A 14,969-nucleotide genomic window follows, 5' to 3' on the forward strand; every position below is an offset into this window, starting at 1 on the left:
CGGGGGGCGGGGGGGGGCGCGCCGGGGGGCGGCGCCCCGGTGGGGCCCGCCGCCCCTGGCCCCCCCCCCCCCGGGCCCCCCCGGGGGGGGCCGCCCCGGGGGGGCGCGGGGAACTGCGCGGACAACCCCCACCGGCCCGCACCCGGACGGCAGCCCCAACCCGGCCAACAACCCGACGCCCTACTCCCCGTAAGCCGCCCGCAGGGCATCCCGGACCGCCGCCAGCGCGTCGGCCTCCGTGAGCCCGAGCCGCCGGGCCCGCTCCACATAGGCCTGCGCCGCGGCCGCCAGCTCCCGGTCCGCCGCAGCGCCCGCGGCGGCCACGAACGTCCCGTTGCGCCCCCGCGTCTCGATCACGCCGTCCGCCTCCAGCGCCCGGTACGCCTTGGCGACGGTGTTCGCGGCGAGCCCCAGCGACTCGGCCAGCCCCCGCACGGTCGGCAGCCGGTATCCCACCGGCAGCGCCCCCGACCGGGCCTGCTCGGAGATCCGCGCCCGCACCTGCTCGTACGGCGGAGCACTGTCATCGATGTCGATCTTCAACGTCACAGGCCGATTGTCCCGTACCCGGCGGAAAATGAGAGGCACCCGGAGTGCGCCTCCCCGTAACGTCCGCCTCCATGACTGTGATCGTGCGCGACCTGCGTCCCGACGTCCGAACCGACGCCGAGGGGTTCTCCGACACCCGTCGCCAGGCCCTCCCCTACATGCTGTCCACCCCCGAGTCGGTGGTGCACACCCTGACGCACGCCCACCCGGACGCCCACTTCGGCCAGCTCATCGCCGAGGAGGACGGCGAGATCATCGGCACGGCCCAGCTCCATGTCGCCCACGACAGCCCGGAACCCGGCCAGGGTTCCGCCAACATCTACGTACGGCCCGACCGGACGCGCCGCGGTGCCGGTTCGCTGCTGCTGCGCACCGCCGAGGAACGCCTGGCCGCGCTGGGTGTCAGGAAGCTGTTCGCCTGGGTGCTGGACGAGCCGGAGAACCTCGCCTTCGCCGAGCGGAACGGCTTCCGGGCCAGCCGCTCCGCCTACTTCCTGCGCCTGGACCTGGCGGCCGGCACTCTGCCGCCCCGCCAGGAGCCGCCGGCGGGCGTCGAGCTGCGCACGGCCGCCGACTTCGCGGACGACCCGCGCCCCATGTTCGAACTGGACGCGGAGACGACGTCGGACGAGCCGAGCGACATCGACGTCGAGTTCAGGGACTACGAGGCCTGGCTGGAGGAGACCTGGAAGCACCCGCTCCTGAACCGCGACCTGACCATGGTCGCGCTCGTCGACGGCCGCCCCGCGGCCTTCAGTGTGGCGTACACCGACGGCGGCACCCGCTACGCCACCGCCATGACCGGCACCGCCCGCGCCTTCCGCGGCCGGGGCCTGGCCAAGCTCGCCAAGAACGACTCCCTGCACCGGGCCCGCGCCGCCGGGTACGAGGAGGCGTTCACCGGTAACGACACCGGCAACGACCCGATGATCGCCATCAACAAGTGGTTCGGCTACGAGATCTGCGCCAAGGAAGTGCGCCATGTCCGTGAACTCGGCTGACCGGCCTTGCGAGGTGGACGTCGTACTCGTCAAGGCGGGCCGGACGAAGATCCGTTACGCCGGTGAGCTCCTGGCGGACGACGGCACCCGCGTCGCGGTCCGCGCCCCGTGGGCGGGCAGCGGGGTACGCGACTTCGGGTTCGTCCGCTTCGAGCCTGGGGACGTCTTCACGGAGTACTACTGGCGTGACCGGTGGTACGCGGTGAAGGAGGTCCGCTCCGCCACGGGCACGCTCAAGGGCTGGTACTGCGACATCACCCGCCCCGCCGTCCGGTCCGGCCGGGAACTGCTCGTCGAGGATCTCGACCTGGACCTCTGGCGCTCGGCCGACGGCACGGACGTACGCCGCCTCGACGAGGACGAGTTCGCGGAAAGCGGCCTCACCGAGACGGACCCGGAGGCCGCGGCCGCCGCCCTGGCCGCGCTCGACGAACTGGAGACCCTGGCCCACGACGGCGACTTCACGACGCTCCTGGCCTGACCCCCGTCTCAGCCCGTCACCCCGACCACCGCATACCGCTCGTCGGTCACCTCTCCGCCCCACAGCAGCGGATCGCCCGAGAGCCGCTCCACGCGCACCTGCCCGGCGATCGGGGCAAGGAGAGCGGTGAGGCGCTCCGCCGGTATCCCGACCGGATCGACCGTCCCCCACACGCCCTCGACCAGCACGAGCCGCCCTCCCGGCCGCAGCAGCCCGGCCCAGTGCCGCAGGACACGGCCGGGGTCGGGCAGGGCCCACAGGACATGCCGTACGAGAACGACGTCGTAGCGCCGCTCCCCGATCGGCGGGGCCGCGGCGTCGCCGACGAGGAACACCGCGTCGCGCCCGGCCAGTTTCTCCCGGGCGAGCGTCACCATCGCCGGGGAGAGGTCCACTCCCGTCACCCGGTGCCCCTGCTCGGACGCGAGGAGCGACAGGCTGCCGGTGCCGCAGCCGAGATCGAGGACGTCGCCCGCGCGCCCGGGCAGCCAGCCGCGCAGCCGCCCGGCCCAAGCGCGGCGCACCGCGGGGTCACGCAGTCCGTGGTCCGGCTCCTCGTCGAAGGAGGCGGCCCGCGCCTCCCAGTCCACGCCCGGGCAGGGGGTGTTCGCCGAGGTCACAGGTTCACCGTCATGCGTCATGGGCCCAAGAGTGACACCCGCCACTGACAGTCGAATGGTGACAGCCGCCACAGACAGACCGGGAGCGATGAGGAACTCTCCCCCGAAAGGTCTACCTCCGTGAGAACGCGGAACCCGGTAGCCCCTAAGGAGGCAGCCATGCGCCGTGTCACCGTGCAGAAGCCCCTGAAGAAGTCGGATGTCCGCAGCAGGATCCGCGAGGAGGCCGACGAGTGCCCTGGCGGGCGCCCGGAGGTCCGCAAGGACATCGCACGCACATGGTGGCCGGACAGCTGACCGGCCGGCGCCGATCATGAGACGCGTTCAGAGCAGCCGCTTGCGGTAGTGGACACGGTCGTAGGGTCCGTCCACACGGCGCTCCACCAGCTCGTAGCCGTACCTGGGGTAGATCTTCTGGTTCTCCCACATCATCGCGTTCGTGTAGAGCCTGATCTCCGCCAGACCCAGCGCACGCGCGCGTGTCTCGACGAAGCGCAGCAGCCGTCGCCCCACTCCCCTGCCGTGCGCGGTGGGGTGGACGGCGATGATGTCGAGGAAGAGATGGTCCTCGAAGGCCTCGACCACGACGAGGCCGATCACGGGCTCGCCCGTCACGAACACCTTCCCCGCGGCCACGTTCGCCCCGTGGTCCTCCTCCATGGGCTGCGGCACCAGGCCGATGCGCTCGATGTAAGGACGGAAGGCGGCGTCGATCACGCCCTCGACGGCCGGTACGTCGGCGGCTACGGCGGGCCGGATCTCCTCGTCTGCCATGCCGTGACGGTACCTACCTGATGCCAGTCTGAGCACTCCCTTAACGCGGCCATAAGGATCTCCTCCACCCGTCCCCAGCAGGCGATTTCACGGTTCTGAGGGGCTAGCTTCGAATCACCCCACGGGATCCGGCCCACTCGGGCCCGGACCTGTCCCCATGAACCGCATGAACCGTTTCGAGGAGTTCCCGCATGCCCGCACGCCGCACGGTAGCCACCGTCGCCGCCCTCGGCGGCCTTCCGCTCGCCCTGACCGCGCTGACCGCCACGCCGGCGGCCGCGCACGGCTCCATGGGCGACCCGGTCAGCCGGGTCTCGCAGTGCTACGCCGAGGGCCCCGAGAGCCCGAAGTCGGCCGCGTGCAAGGCGGCCGTCGCGGCGGGCGGCACCCAGGCCCTCTACGACTGGAACGGCATCCGCATCGGTGACGCGGGCGGACGGCACCAGCGGCTGATCCCGGACGGCAAGCTGTGCAGCGCTAACAACGCGCAGTTCAAGGGGCTCGACCTGGCCCGCGCCGACTGGCCGGCGACCAGCGTGCGCAGCGGCTCGCACACCTTCAAGTACCGCGTGACGGCGCCCCACAAGGGCACCTTCAAGGTGTACCTCACCAAGTCCGGCTACGACCCGGCCAAGCCGCTGGCCTGGAACGACCTGGACCTGAAGAACCCGGTGGCGACGTCCACCGACCCGGCGGCCACGGGCGGTTTCTACACCTTCTCCGGCACCCTGCCCCAGCGTTCGGGCAGACATCTGCTGTACGCGGTCTGGCAGCGGTCGGACAGCCCGGAGGCGTTCTACTCCTGCTCGGACGTCTCCTTCGGGGGCGGCGGCGGCACCGCGAAGGGCGGCACGGCCCCGGCCCCGACCGCCTCGGCTCCCACCAAGAAGCAGATCGAGGACGGCACCGACAAGTCGACGGTCGAGAACCACGGGCACGGCGACCACGACGCCAAGACGTCAGCCGAGCCCGCCGCCGCCCCGGAGAACGCCCCGGACAACACCGCGGACGCCACCACGGGCACCGCCGCGGACGAGACCCCGGCCGACGCCCCGAACGACGCCCCGGCCGACGCCCCGAACCGCCCGAAGGCGGCCGGTGCCGGCGAGAACCTCGCCGAGACCGGCGGCGACACCAGCACGACGTACCTCGCGATCGGCGGCGCCGCCGCGCTGGCGCTCGGCTCGTCGGCCCTGTTCCTCACCACCCGGCGCCGGGCGGTGAGCGGCGGCCGCCACGGCCGCTGACCAGCGTCCGCCCCCTGACTCGGGGCCTGTCCGGCGGCTCAGGCCGGACAGGCCCCGAAACGTTTCCCCTACACGTGTCAGCGGACACGGGCCCGCGGCACTCGCGTCAGAGCGCTTACACGTGTCATTCGAACGCCGACGCACAGGTGGTGGGCCGAGCCCGCCCCGGATCCAGCGCGTTGGCCACCTCGTGGAAGGCGATCCGGTCGAACAGCCCGATGGCCACATGCTCGGAGAGGTCGACGGGGCACAGGTCCTGGAGGAGGACATTGCGCACGTCCGGCCCGCTCAGGTACTGGCTGCGCCAGGGCGTGACCACCTCGTCGTACTTGGTGGCGATGACGGTGTAGCGCACGCCGGGCACGGTGTCGCCGCCCGCGTTCAGCCGCTCGAGGAAGTCGGAGCCGGCGACCTGGTCGGCGAGGGCGGGGGTGTTCTTCGCCAACAGGTCCGCGGCACCCGGGAAGTAGGGCAGCAGGTGGGTGAATCCGCTCAGGGTGGTTCCGTGGTTGGAGGGCGCGATGCCGACCAGGGCGTTCACCTTGGCCGCTCCGCCGAGGAACCGCAGGTACCAGCGGGGCATCATGCCGCCCTGCGAGTGTCCGACGACGTCGGTCTCGGCGGCGCCGGTCGCGGCGAGCACCCTGTCGACGAACTCCTTCAGCTGTCCGGCGGACTTCTCGACGGGCCCGAGTCCGTGGAAGAAGGGGACGCCCTCCAGCTGGCCGTAGTCGAGGGAGAAGACGCAGTAGCCGCGGACCTTCAGATAGGGGGCGAGGCCCAGCCAGTTGTCGACGGAGTTCCCGAGGGTGCCGTGGACCAGGACGACGGGGCGGGGATGGGAGGCGGACGGCTTGCAGGAGTAGTCGTTCCAGCCTGCGCTGGGGGCGGCGGCCTGGGCGGTGGTGGCGGGGACGGTGACGGCCGCGGCGGTCAGCAGCAGCGCGGCCAGGGGTCTGAGCACTCGTTTCCAGGGCAGCATCGAGTGATCTCCTTGCGGGTCAAGGGAAGTGCGACGGCACGACGCCTGTGATCCGGATCACGAGGATGCTGTTCACTCGTCAAGTTACGAGTGAGTAGCCAAGCTGGGAAGTTACGCGTCAGTAAAAACTTCCGGCGGTAACCGGCGCCGACCGCCCCACCGCTGCCACCGCCCTCACCAGGCGGGTCGCACAGGACCCTGCGGCGCGATCCGCAGCAACTGCTCCCGCAGCACCCGCGCTTCCCTCTCCCCCAGCACCGCGCCCCACTCCCGCACCGCCTCCGCGGCCGCCTCCTCGGCCGCCCGCGTACAAGCCCAGCCCCGCTCGGTGAGCACGACCAGCCGCGCCCGCGCGTCCCCGGGGTGCGCCCGTCGCTCGGCGTACCCCTTGCGCACCATCTCGTCGACGAGCTGACTGGCGGCCTGCTTGGTCACCCCGAGATGGACGGCGAGGTCGGTGACCGTCGCGCCGTCGGGAGCGAGCCTGGCGAAGGCGAAGCCGTGCGCGGGCCGCAACCCTTCGAAGCCGCGCGCGACCACGCCCTCGTGGATGCGGTGCGTGAGCCCGCCGGCGGCGGCGAGCAGGGCGGCGGACAGGGCCATGGCCTCGGAGTTCTGCACGCCTGCATTGAAACACCCTTGACGTGACGGTCAAGCAGCTTGACCATATAGTCAAGTTGCTTGACCAAATTGACCAGCCAGCAGACCGGAGGCAGCCATGCCCGTCATCCGCTCCTCGGACGCCGTGACACACGAGATTCACGGCGCCCGATTCGTCTCGTACGCCACACCGCTGAGCGGGAGCAAGGAGTTGTGCGCCTGGCGGGGTGAGATTCCCGCCGGTCTCAAGGCTCCCGCGCACACGGTCAGCCGGGAGGAGATCTTCCATCTGCTCGACGGCGAGCTGCTGATCACCCTCGACGACCGCACCGAGCGGATCACGGCGGGCGACACGGTGATCGTCAACCCAGGCGCCACCCTGACCGTCGAGAATCCGACCGACCGGACGGCGTACTCCTGGGTCACCACCTCCATCGGCCTGGAGGCACACCTGGCCGACGGCACCCGCATCGCACCGCCGTGGGCCAACTGACGTCACGTGGAGGGAGTCACGCCGCCAGTCCCCCGGGCATCACCGCCCGTGGCCCGAACTTGGCTCGCGCGCGGTCCGCGACCTCCTCGATACGGCGGACCCGCTCGTCCACGGGGTCGAAGGTCAGCTGGTAGGAGGCCTGGTCGGCGGAGTCGAGCCCCTCGGCCCGCAGGACGAGCGCGCGCACCCGGGCGCGCTGCAGCCCGAGCGCCTCGTACATGCCGTACGCGGTCCTGGTCAGCGCCGGTGAGTGCGCGGTCGGTTCGGTCAGCGTGCGGCTGCGGGTGGTGGCCGACCGGTCGGCGTAGCGCACGGTGAGGGTGAGCGTGCGGCAGACCTTGTCCAGGGCGCGCAGCCGGGCGCCGATCTCCTCGGCGGCCGACAGCAGCGCCCGGCGGTGCCGGTCCGGGTCCAGTTCGTCGCGCTCGAAGGGGCGTTCCGTGGCGAGGGACCGGGAGACTGCGTTCGGTACGACCCGGCCGCGGTCGACGCCGTTCGCCTTCTCGTGCAGCTCGCGGCCGGCCTTCGCGCCGACCAGCCGCTGGAGCGTGGACAGCGGGGCGGCGGCGACCAGGCCGAGGGTGTCGAGGCCGTAGTCGCCCAGCGTACGGGCGGTCCTGGTGCCGACGCCGGGCAGCGCGGCGACGGGCTTGACCGCGAGGAACTCCCCGATGGCGTCGCGCCCCTCGGGCACCACGGACGTCACCCCGGGCACGGCGTCGCCCAGCGCGACACGGGCCAGCATCGGCCCGGGGCCGGCGCCGATCACACAGTCGACGCCGTGCAGCGCGAGCGACCGCACCCGGATCACCGAGGCCAGTTCGACGGCGTCCCGCCCGAAGTACCGCTCGGCGCCCCGCAGGTCGGCCAGCGCCCCGTCCGGTGGCAGGGCCTGGACGACGGGCGTGAACTCCTCGAGCATCCCGAGCAGTCTGGGCAGATCGGCCTCGCGCGTCGGAGGCAGCTGGAAACGTACGCAGAGGATGGTCATCCCGCACTCCCCGGACTCTGGTGCCACAACTTCCGTCCCACCGCGGGCCCTTCGCCCGCGGGACGCAGATCGGCCCAGGGGTGCATCTCGTACCCCGTGGGCATGCGGATCTTCCGCTGGTCCGTCGGATCCTGGGCCGCGGAGCCCGCCGGTGCCGGTGCCCCCTCCGCCCCGGCGAGCCGCCGGCGGGCCGCCCCCTCACCGTCGTCCGCACCGTCGCCACCGGAATCGCCCCCGGCGTCGCCGCCGCCGGCCAGCCGGGCCGCGACGCCCTCAAGGCCCTCCTCCCGGCGCACCTCCAGCAGTTCCGCGAGGTTCCAGGCGGCGGCGCCCACCACGCTGAGGCTGCGCGGGCCGCGCCGCTGCACCACCCCGCGCACCAGCAGCAGCCAGGAGTGGAAGACGGTGTGGGCGCAGGCGTCGTGGGAGTCGTCGAAGAAGGCGAGGTCGACCAGGCCCGTGCCGTCGTCCAGGGTGGAGAAGATGACCCGCTTGCCGGACCGGATCGGCGGCGTCTGGGTGGCCGCCTTGGCGCCCGCGACCAGCACGGTCTCCCCGTGCCGTGCCTCCCGCAGCCGCCGCGCCGACACGACGCCCAACTCGTCGAGGAAGGCACGGTGGTCGTCCATCAGATTGCGCGAGGCGTCCATGGACAGCACGCCCAGCTCGGCACTGAGCCGCTCCGCCGAGGTGAGGTCGGGCAGCCCGGCCGGGGCGGTCTTCCGGCCCCCGGCCAAGGGCAACTGCCCACCGCCCGCGCCCCGCGCGCCCCGGTGCAGCTCGGTCAGATGCAGTTGCAGATCACGGCGGTTGGCGCCGAACGCGTCGAGCGCGCCCACCTGGGCGAGCCGCTGGGCCAGCGGGCGGCTGGGCCGGCCGCGCTCCCAGAAGTCGACCAGCGAGGCGTACGGCTGCCCCTCGGCGATCCGCGCCGCCTCGGCCTCGCTGATGCCGTGCACATCGGAGAGCGCCAGCCGCAGCCCCCAACTACCGGACACCAGTTCGATACGGTGTGCGATCCCCGACGCGTTCACATCCAGCGGCAGCACCGGCACCCCCCGCCGCCGCGCGTCCGCCAGCAGCAGCCGCTTCGGATACATACCGGGATCATGCGTCAGCAACCCGGCGTAGAAGGCGGCGGGATGATGCGCTTTCAGCCACGCCGACTGGTACGTCGGCACGGCGAAGGCGACCGCGTGCGCCTTGCAGAAGCCGTACGACCCGAAGGCCTCGACGATCTCCCAGGTCCGCCGAATCGTTTCCGCGTCATAGCCCCGAGCCGCCGCGTGCTGCGCGAACCACACCTTGATCCGCCCCTGCGACTCCGGATCCGACAGCCCCCGCCGCACCCGGTCCGCTTCACCACGTCCGCACCTGGTCATGATGTCGACGATGTCGATGATCTGCTCATGGAAGACGACGACCCCGTACGTCTCCTTCAGCGGCCCTTCCAGGTCCGGATGCGGATAACGGATCGGCGCCCGCCCGTGCCGCGCCTCGATGAACGGCCGCACCATGTCGGCGGCGACCGGCCCGGGCCGGAACAGCGAGATGTCGACGACGAGATCGTGGAACGTGGCCGGCTGGAGCCGCCCGACCAGGTCCCGCTGCCCCGGCGACTCGATCTGGAAGCACCCGAGCGTCTCGGCGGACCGCACCAGCCGATACGTCTCCGGATCCCCCGACGGCAGGGTGTCCAAGTCGACCCGGACACCCGACACCCGCTCCACTTCCGCCACCGCGTGCGCCATCGCCGACTGCATCCGCACACCCAGCACGTCCAGCTTCAGCAGCCCGAGGTCCTCGACGTCGTCCTTGTCGAACTGCGACATCGGAAAGCCCTCGCCGCTGGTCGGCATGACCGGCGTACGCGCGAGCAGCGAGGCGTCCGACAGCAGCACCCCGCACGGGTGCATGGCCACCCCGCGCGGCAGGGCGTCCAGCCCCTCGACCAGCTCCCACAGCCTCCCGTACTTCTCCTTCTCCCCGGCCAGCGCACGCAGCTCGGGCAGCTCCTCCAGTGCCGCACGGGCATCCCGCGCCCGGATATGAGGAAAGGACTTGGCGACCCGGTCGATCTCGGCCGGGTCCATGGACAGGGCGGCCCCCACATCCCGGATCGCGTGCCGCACGCGATACGTCTCCGGCATCGCGACCGTCGCGACCCGCTCGGTGCCGAACCGGCCGATGATCGCGCGGTAGACCTCCAGCCGGCGCGCGGACTCCACGTCGATGTCGATGTCGGGCAGCACGACCCGCTCCTTCGACAGGAACCGCTCCATCAGCAGCCGGTGCTCGATCGGATCGGCGTGCGCGATCCCGAGCAGATGATTGACGAGCGACCCCGCCCCGGACCCCCGGGCGGCCACCCGGATCCCCATCCCCCGCACATCGTCGACCACCTGGGCAACGGTCAGGAAGTAAGAGGCGAAGCCGTGATGGGCGATGATGTCCAGCTCATGGTGCATCCGCTCCCAGTACTCCCGCCGCCGGTCGTACCCGCGCAGCACCATCCCCGCCACCGCCCGCGAGGCCAGCGTCCGCTGGGCGGTACGCCGCCCGGCGCCGACCAGCTGCGGCTCGGGAAAGTGGACGGTACCGATCCCGAGATCGTCCTCGGGATCGACCAGACATTCGGCTGCCGTCGCCTCGGTCTGCTCCATCAGCCGATGCGCGGTGTCCCGCCGAAACCCCGCGGCCTCCACAACCCTCTCCGCCACCCCGAACATGGCCCCCGCCCCCTTGAGCCAGGCCTCGCCGGAGTCCAGCTCCTTGGCCGGGTCGATGGGCACCAGACGCCGGGCGGCGTCCAGGACGTCGGCGACCGGCCCCAGTCCCGAGTCGGCGTACCGTACGGCGTTGCTGAGCACGGGCCGGATCCGCTGCTCGGCGGCGAACCCGACGGTGCGGGCGGCCAGCCGCAGGGACCCTGGACCCGTACCTTTTCGGCCATGCCAGACGGCCTCCAGCCGCAGGTCGTCGCCGTAGACCTCACGCCAGGGCACGAGCAGCCGCGCCGCGCGATCGGGACGCCCCGCGGCCAGGGCACGCCCGACGTCCGACTCGGGCCCGAGCAGCACGGTCAGCCCCTCGGCGTGACGGTGCTCCCAGGGCAGCAGAGGAGTGGGCCCCTCCCCGGCGTGCGCCGCCGAGACGAGCCGGCACAGCTCGGCCCACCCACGGGCACCGTCCCGGGCAAGAAAGATCACGCGGGGAGCGGACTCGTCGACGAAGACCCCGCCCCGCACCGGAGTCCGACGCCGCCCACGCCGGTCCCCGCTCTCCGGAGCCTGGGCGCCCGCCACCGCCAGATCCGCCCCGAACACCGGACGGACCCCCTCCTTCGCACAGGCCTTCGCGAACCGGACGGCGCCGGCGAGCGTGTCGCGATCGGTGAGAGCCAGGGCATCCATGCCCCGCTCGGAGGCACGCCCGGCCAGCCGCTCCGGATGCGAGGCTCCATATCGCAACGAGAATCCGGAGACGGTGTGCAGATGCGTGAACCCCGGCACACGCACCTCCCGCACTCGTGAGCCACACCAGCTCTCGAACATCTGTTCCCAGCTACCTCACCCCCACCATAGACCAATTTTCGAATGTGTGTGCGACATCCGTTCGGCCCCGCCCCACCTGCGGAAACACCCGGCCGCCCCCGACCGTGGAGGCATGCCGCACAGCTCGTTCCTCAGTGAGGTGAAAGACGCCGTCACCCCTCGGGCCACGCTGCTCATCCTCGGCGTGATCGCCCTCCAGCTGCTCTTCATCGCCTCCTACGTGGGGGCACTGCACGACCCGAAACCCAAGGACGTGCCCTTCGGGGTGGTCGCCCCACAGGCCGCCTCCGCACAAGCGGTGACCCGACTGGAACGACTGCCCGGCTCCCCGCTGGACCCCCGCGCACTGCCCGACGCGGCCACGGCCCGGAACCAGATCACGAACCGGGACATCGACGCCGCCCTGATCATCAACCCGGCGGGCACCGACACCCTCCTCGTGGCCTCCGGCGGCGGCCGGGTCCTCGCCAACACCCTGACGACCCTCGTCACCACGCTGGAGAAGACAGAGAACCGCAGATTCCGCACGGTCGACGTCATCCCGTCCGCCGCCCACGACCCCAACGGCCTCTCGTCCTTCTACCTGGTGGTCGGCTGGTGCGTGGGCGGCTACCTGGGCGCCGCGGCCCTCGCGATCAGCGCGGGAGCCAAACCCTCCAACCCCACCCGCGCCGCGATCCGCCTGGCGGTCATGGCCCTGGTCGCGATCATCGGCGGCCTCGGCGGAGCCCTCATCACCGGCCCGATCCTGGACGCCCTGCCCGGCGGCACGGCAGCCCTCTGGGGCCTGGGCGCCCTGATCATCTTCGCCGTGGGCGCGGCCACCCTCGCCCTCCAGGGCATCTTCGGCACGATCGGGATCGGCCTGGTGATCCTGCTGGTGGTGATCCTCGGCAACCCGAGCGCCGGCGGCGCCCTCCCCCCACCCCTGCTCCCGCCCTTCTGGAAGGCGATCGGCCCGGCCCTCCCCCCGGGAGCCGGCACCTGGGCCACCCGCTCGATCGCCTACTTCGAGAACAACGCCATGACCACATCACTCCTGGTACTGGCGGCCTGGGCCGTGGTGGGAGCGGCCCTCACACTGGCGGCCGCCGCCCTGCGAAAGCGAGCAGTCACGCCGCTCCCGGCGCACGAGCCGTAGGACACACGCGAAAGCCCCGCCCCTCACACAAGGGGCGGGACTTCGCGAAGCCGTGCGTGTGTCAGCCGATCTCGGTACCGGTCGCCGACAGCGCCTCGGTCACCGGCTGGAAGAACGTCTCCCCACCGGAGGTGCAGTCACCGCTGCCACCGGAGGTGAGCCCGACCGCCTTGTCGCCCGAGAAGAGCGAGCCGCCACTGTCACCGGGCTCGGCGCAGACGTCGGTCTGGACCAGACCGTTGACGATGTCGCCGTTGCCGTAGTTCACGGTGGCGTCCAGCCCCGTGACCTTGCCCTCGTGCACCTGCGTCGTCGACCCGCTCCGGGTGACCGCCATGCCGACGGTCGCCTCCGCGGCGCCCGAGATCTTCTGGGTGGACCCGTTGTACAGGTTCACCTCGCTCGGGTGGTCCACCTCGGCGGTGTACTTGACCAGCCCGTAGTCGTTGTCCGGGAAGCTGGAGTCCGCGTTGGTGCCGATCTCCTTGCCGCTGGAGTCCGACCAGGTGGAGATGCCCTCGGTGCAGTGCCCGGCGGTCAGGAAGAACGGTTCGCCGCCCTTGACCACGTTGAAGCCGAGCGAGCAGCGGCCGCTGCCACCGGTGATCGCGTCGCCACCGGCGATGAAGGGCTTGTACTCCCCCTTCGACCTCTTCAGTTCGGCCTTCGCCCCGAGCCCGTCGACGACCTTCGTCAGCGTCGCCCACTCGGCCTTGGAGACCGTGCGGTCGGCGGTCACGACGACCTTGTTCGTCGTCGGGTCGGTCACCCAGGCGGTACCCGGGATCGTCGCGTCCGCCTTCAGCGTGCCGCGGGCGCTCTTCAGCTCGGCGAGGGAGTTCGCCACGACTCTCGCCTTGGCTCCGGCCTTCTCGACGGCCTTGGCCGCGGCCTCGTCGAGCACGTTCACCACGAGGTTCTTGCTCTTCGTGTCGTAGTACGTACCCGCCGAGTCGGCGCCCAGGTCCTTGGCCAGCGTCGAGGCGAGCTTTCCGGCCGCGGAGACCGACAGGGTCTCGGGCTCACTGGCCTTCGCAGGCTCACTGGCGTTCGCAGACTGGAAGGTCACTCCCGCGGCGACCAGTGCGGCGACACCCGCACCTGCCAGGGCTGCGCGCCGCTTGGGTATGCGTCGGTGCTTCAACTGACGTCCTCCTGTGGGGGGTCGGCCCGGGAGGTTGTGGGGACCTCGCGGGCCGGAAGGCCTTGTTGACGAGCGCCCACTATTCCGAGGACAACGGGGAGCACACAAGGTCGAGTTCAGGACGCGCGTAGATTACCGATCCCACGCCCCCACATTTTGACCGCGCACGGTCAAATCGGACCCAACTCGCACGCGCTTCACACGCGTTCACACTGCAAACATTACGCGTGAGTAATGTGTGTGCACTCTGCGAGGTCTGGCCATGGCTGAAAATCGCCCAACCAAGTGGCCCCAATCGGCATCCGAGGGGCGGACATTGATGCACCTTTACCTGCATTACCCCTGAACCACGACAAGCAGCAACAAACTCCCCACCTCACAAAGGAAAGCCCCCGCACGCGGTGCGTGCGGGGGCGTGAAACGCTGCCTGCTGCTGCCCGGTAGGGGCCTAGTACACGCTGACCCCGTAGGCGCTCAGGGCCTCCGTGACGGGCTGGAAGAACGTCGTACCGCCGGAGGAGCAGTTGCCGCTGCCGCCGGAGGTCAGACCGTACGCGGTGCCGTTGCTGCCGTAGAGCGAGCCGCCGGAGTCGCCGGGCTCGGCGCAGACGGTGGTCTGGATCAGGCCGGAGACGATGTCGCCGCCGCCGTAGTTGACGGTGGCGTTGAGGGCGGTGACCCGGCCGCTGTGCGTACCGGTCGTGGAGCCGTCGCGGATGACGGTGGTGCCCACGCTCGGGGTGGCCGCGCGCGTGATGTCCACGCCGTTCGCGGTGCCGGGCCGGCTGACGGACCCGCTGTAGCGCACGAGGCCGTAGTCGTTGCCCGGGAAGCTGGAGCCGGCGGTCGAGCCGATGACCGTGGTGCGGCCGGAGTTGGAGTACCAGGTGCCCGCGCCGTCGGTGCAGTGACCGGCGGTCAGGAAGAACTGCTGACCGCTGCTGTTCTGGACGTTGAAGCCGAGGGAGCAGCGCCAGCTACTCGCATAGATGGCGTCGCCGCCCTGGATGAGCTTGTTGAACGTGCCGGGGGTGCGCTTGATCGTGAGCGCGTCGGCGTTGGCGCCGGCCTGCTGCTTGATCTTCGCGATCTCGGCCTGGGTGACCGTGCTGTCGATGGTGACGAGCACCCGGTCGTTCTTGCTGTCGACGGCCCAGGCGGTGCCCGGGATGTCGGCCTTCAGTATCGAGCCGCTCGCGCCCTTGAGCTCGGCGGCGCTGAAGGTGGTGGGGGTGTCGGACGCGTTCGCGCTGGGGATCGCGATCGCTGCGGCGGCGACGAGGCCGGTGGAAACGGCGATCAGCCGGGTCCGTCTCGAGATGCCGCTGCGGGGGGTGGTGCGCTTGATCCTCACTTTTCGTTCCTCCACAGGGGAAGTAGGGGGCCCTCGTG

The 14,969-nt window shown here is 71.4% G+C and carries 15 protein-coding genes; 6 read left to right on the forward strand and 9 right to left on the reverse strand.

Annotated features, from left to right (window positions below):
* Nucleotides 1-180: 180 nt before the first annotated feature.
* Complete coding sequence (locus tag ACIBK5_RS20180) at nt 181-549, reverse strand: GntR family transcriptional regulator (RefSeq protein WP_399021215.1); 369 nt, start codon at nt 547-549, stop codon at nt 181-183.
* Nucleotides 550-620: 71 nt separating this feature from the next.
* On the opposite strand from ACIBK5_RS20180, the gene ACIBK5_RS20185 reads away from it, so the two are divergent.
* Both ACIBK5_RS20185 and ACIBK5_RS20190 read left to right on the forward strand, forming a co-directional pair.
* Complete coding sequence (locus ACIBK5_RS20185) at nt 621-1,550, forward strand: GNAT family N-acetyltransferase (protein ID WP_399021216.1); 930 nt, start codon at nt 621-623, stop codon at nt 1,548-1,550.
* Nucleotides 1,531-2,031, forward strand: coding sequence for a DUF402 domain-containing protein (locus ACIBK5_RS20190; RefSeq protein ID WP_399021217.1), 501 nt, complete (start codon nt 1,531-1,533; stop codon nt 2,029-2,031). Before ACIBK5_RS20185 ends, ACIBK5_RS20190 begins: the two co-directional genes overlap by 20 nt.
* Before the next feature lie 8 nt (nt 2,032-2,039).
* Here ACIBK5_RS20190 and ACIBK5_RS20195 read toward each other — a convergent pair whose 3' ends face one another.
* Complete coding sequence (locus ACIBK5_RS20195) at nt 2,040-2,672, reverse strand: class I SAM-dependent methyltransferase (RefSeq protein ID WP_399021218.1); 633 nt, start codon at nt 2,670-2,672, stop codon at nt 2,040-2,042.
* Between the two features lie 138 nt (nt 2,673-2,810).
* Between ACIBK5_RS20195 and ACIBK5_RS20200 the strand changes: the two genes are divergently transcribed.
* The gene (locus tag ACIBK5_RS20200; RefSeq protein WP_399021219.1) at nt 2,811-2,948 is read left to right on the forward strand and encodes a hypothetical protein; all 138 of its coding nucleotides are present in this window, start codon (nt 2,811-2,813) and stop codon (nt 2,946-2,948) included.
* Nucleotides 2,949-2,975: 27 nt separating this feature from the next.
* On the opposite strand, the gene ACIBK5_RS20205 is transcribed toward ACIBK5_RS20200, so the two are convergent.
* Entirely contained in the window at nt 2,976-3,425 is a 450-nt protein-coding gene (locus tag ACIBK5_RS20205; RefSeq protein WP_399021220.1) for a GNAT family N-acetyltransferase, read from the reverse strand.
* Between the two features lie 191 nt (nt 3,426-3,616).
* On the opposite strand from ACIBK5_RS20205, the gene ACIBK5_RS20210 reads away from it, so the two are divergent.
* Nucleotides 3,617-4,672 (forward strand): lytic polysaccharide monooxygenase, encoded by a 1,056-nt coding sequence (locus ACIBK5_RS20210; protein ID WP_399021221.1) that lies wholly within the window; start codon nt 3,617-3,619, stop codon nt 4,670-4,672.
* A 124-nt stretch (nt 4,673-4,796) separates the two neighbouring features.
* On the opposite strand, the gene ACIBK5_RS20215 is transcribed toward ACIBK5_RS20210, so the two are convergent.
* Entirely contained in the window at nt 4,797-5,654 is an 858-nt protein-coding gene (locus ACIBK5_RS20215) for an esterase/lipase family protein (protein WP_399021222.1), read from the reverse strand.
* A 174-nt stretch (nt 5,655-5,828) separates the two neighbouring features.
* Nucleotides 5,829-6,275 (reverse strand): MarR family winged helix-turn-helix transcriptional regulator, encoded by a 447-nt coding sequence (locus ACIBK5_RS20220; RefSeq protein WP_399021223.1) that lies wholly within the window; start codon nt 6,273-6,275, stop codon nt 5,829-5,831.
* 97 nt (nt 6,276-6,372) lie between these two features.
* Here ACIBK5_RS20220 and ACIBK5_RS20225 point away from each other — a divergent pair, with 97 nt between their 5' ends.
* Nucleotides 6,373-6,747: a cupin domain-containing protein gene (locus ACIBK5_RS20225; RefSeq protein ID WP_399021224.1), complete on the forward strand. Its 375-nt coding sequence runs from the start codon at nt 6,373-6,375 to the stop codon at nt 6,745-6,747.
* Nucleotides 6,748-6,763: 16 nt separating this feature from the next.
* Here the strand turns inward: ACIBK5_RS20225 and ACIBK5_RS20230 are convergent, their stop codons facing one another.
* Both ACIBK5_RS20230 and ACIBK5_RS20235 read right to left on the reverse strand, forming a co-directional pair.
* Nucleotides 6,764-7,738, reverse strand: a complete 975-nt coding sequence (locus tag ACIBK5_RS20230) for a DNA polymerase thumb domain-containing protein (protein ID WP_399021225.1) — start codon at nt 7,736-7,738, stop codon at nt 6,764-6,766.
* Nucleotides 7,735-11,250 (reverse strand): DNA polymerase III subunit alpha, encoded by a 3,516-nt coding sequence (locus tag ACIBK5_RS20235; protein WP_399021226.1) that lies wholly within the window; start codon nt 11,248-11,250, stop codon nt 7,735-7,737. Before ACIBK5_RS20235 ends, ACIBK5_RS20230 begins: the two co-directional genes overlap by 4 nt.
* 154 nt (nt 11,251-11,404) lie before the next feature.
* Between ACIBK5_RS20235 and ACIBK5_RS20240 the strand changes: the two genes are divergently transcribed.
* A complete protein-coding gene (locus tag ACIBK5_RS20240) occupies nt 11,405-12,433 on the forward strand; it encodes a DUF3533 domain-containing protein (RefSeq protein ID WP_399021227.1) in 1,029 nt (342 codons plus the stop codon).
* A 61-nt stretch (nt 12,434-12,494) separates the two neighbouring features.
* Here the strand turns inward: ACIBK5_RS20240 and ACIBK5_RS20245 are convergent, their stop codons facing one another.
* A complete protein-coding gene (locus ACIBK5_RS20245; protein ID WP_399021229.1) occupies nt 12,495-13,577 on the reverse strand; it encodes a S1 family peptidase in 1,083 nt (360 codons plus the stop codon).
* 448 nt (nt 13,578-14,025) lie between these two features.
* A complete protein-coding gene (locus ACIBK5_RS20250; protein WP_399021230.1) occupies nt 14,026-14,931 on the reverse strand; it encodes a S1 family peptidase in 906 nt (301 codons plus the stop codon).
* Nucleotides 14,932-14,969 lie beyond the last annotated feature (38 nt).

The organism is Streptomyces sp. NPDC050546 (assembly GCF_044457425.1).
In the GTDB taxonomy this organism is placed as follows: domain Bacteria; phylum Actinomycetota; class Actinomycetes; order Streptomycetales; family Streptomycetaceae; genus Streptomyces.

What these genes read in the sequence shown, in the direction of transcription:
- ACIBK5_RS20185 (WP_399021216.1), top strand. Translation starts at nt 621, where the DNA reads ATGACTGTGATCGTGCGCGACCTGCGTCCCGACGTCCGAACCGACGCC.
- ACIBK5_RS20190 (WP_399021217.1), top strand. Translation starts at nt 1,531, where the DNA reads ATGTCCGTGAACTCGGCTGACCGGCCTTGCGAGGTGGACGTCGTACTC.
- ACIBK5_RS20195 (WP_399021218.1), bottom strand. Translation starts at nt 2,672, where the DNA reads ATGACGCATGACGGTGAACCTGTGACCTCGGCGAACACCCCCTGCCCG.
- ACIBK5_RS20200 (WP_399021219.1), top strand. Translation starts at nt 2,811, where the DNA reads ATGCGCCGTGTCACCGTGCAGAAGCCCCTGAAGAAGTCGGATGTCCGC.
- ACIBK5_RS20205 (WP_399021220.1), bottom strand. Translation starts at nt 3,425, where the DNA reads ATGGCAGACGAGGAGATCCGGCCCGCCGTAGCCGCCGACGTACCGGCC.
- ACIBK5_RS20210 (WP_399021221.1), top strand. Translation starts at nt 3,617, where the DNA reads ATGCCCGCACGCCGCACGGTAGCCACCGTCGCCGCCCTCGGCGGCCTT.
- ACIBK5_RS20215 (WP_399021222.1), bottom strand. Translation starts at nt 5,654, where the DNA reads ATGCTGCCCTGGAAACGAGTGCTCAGACCCCTGGCCGCGCTGCTGCTG.
- ACIBK5_RS20225 (WP_399021224.1), top strand. Translation starts at nt 6,373, where the DNA reads ATGCCCGTCATCCGCTCCTCGGACGCCGTGACACACGAGATTCACGGC.
- ACIBK5_RS20230 (WP_399021225.1), bottom strand. Translation starts at nt 7,738, where the DNA reads ATGACCATCCTCTGCGTACGTTTCCAGCTGCCTCCGACGCGCGAGGCC.
- ACIBK5_RS20240 (WP_399021227.1), top strand. Translation starts at nt 11,405, where the DNA reads ATGCCGCACAGCTCGTTCCTCAGTGAGGTGAAAGACGCCGTCACCCCT.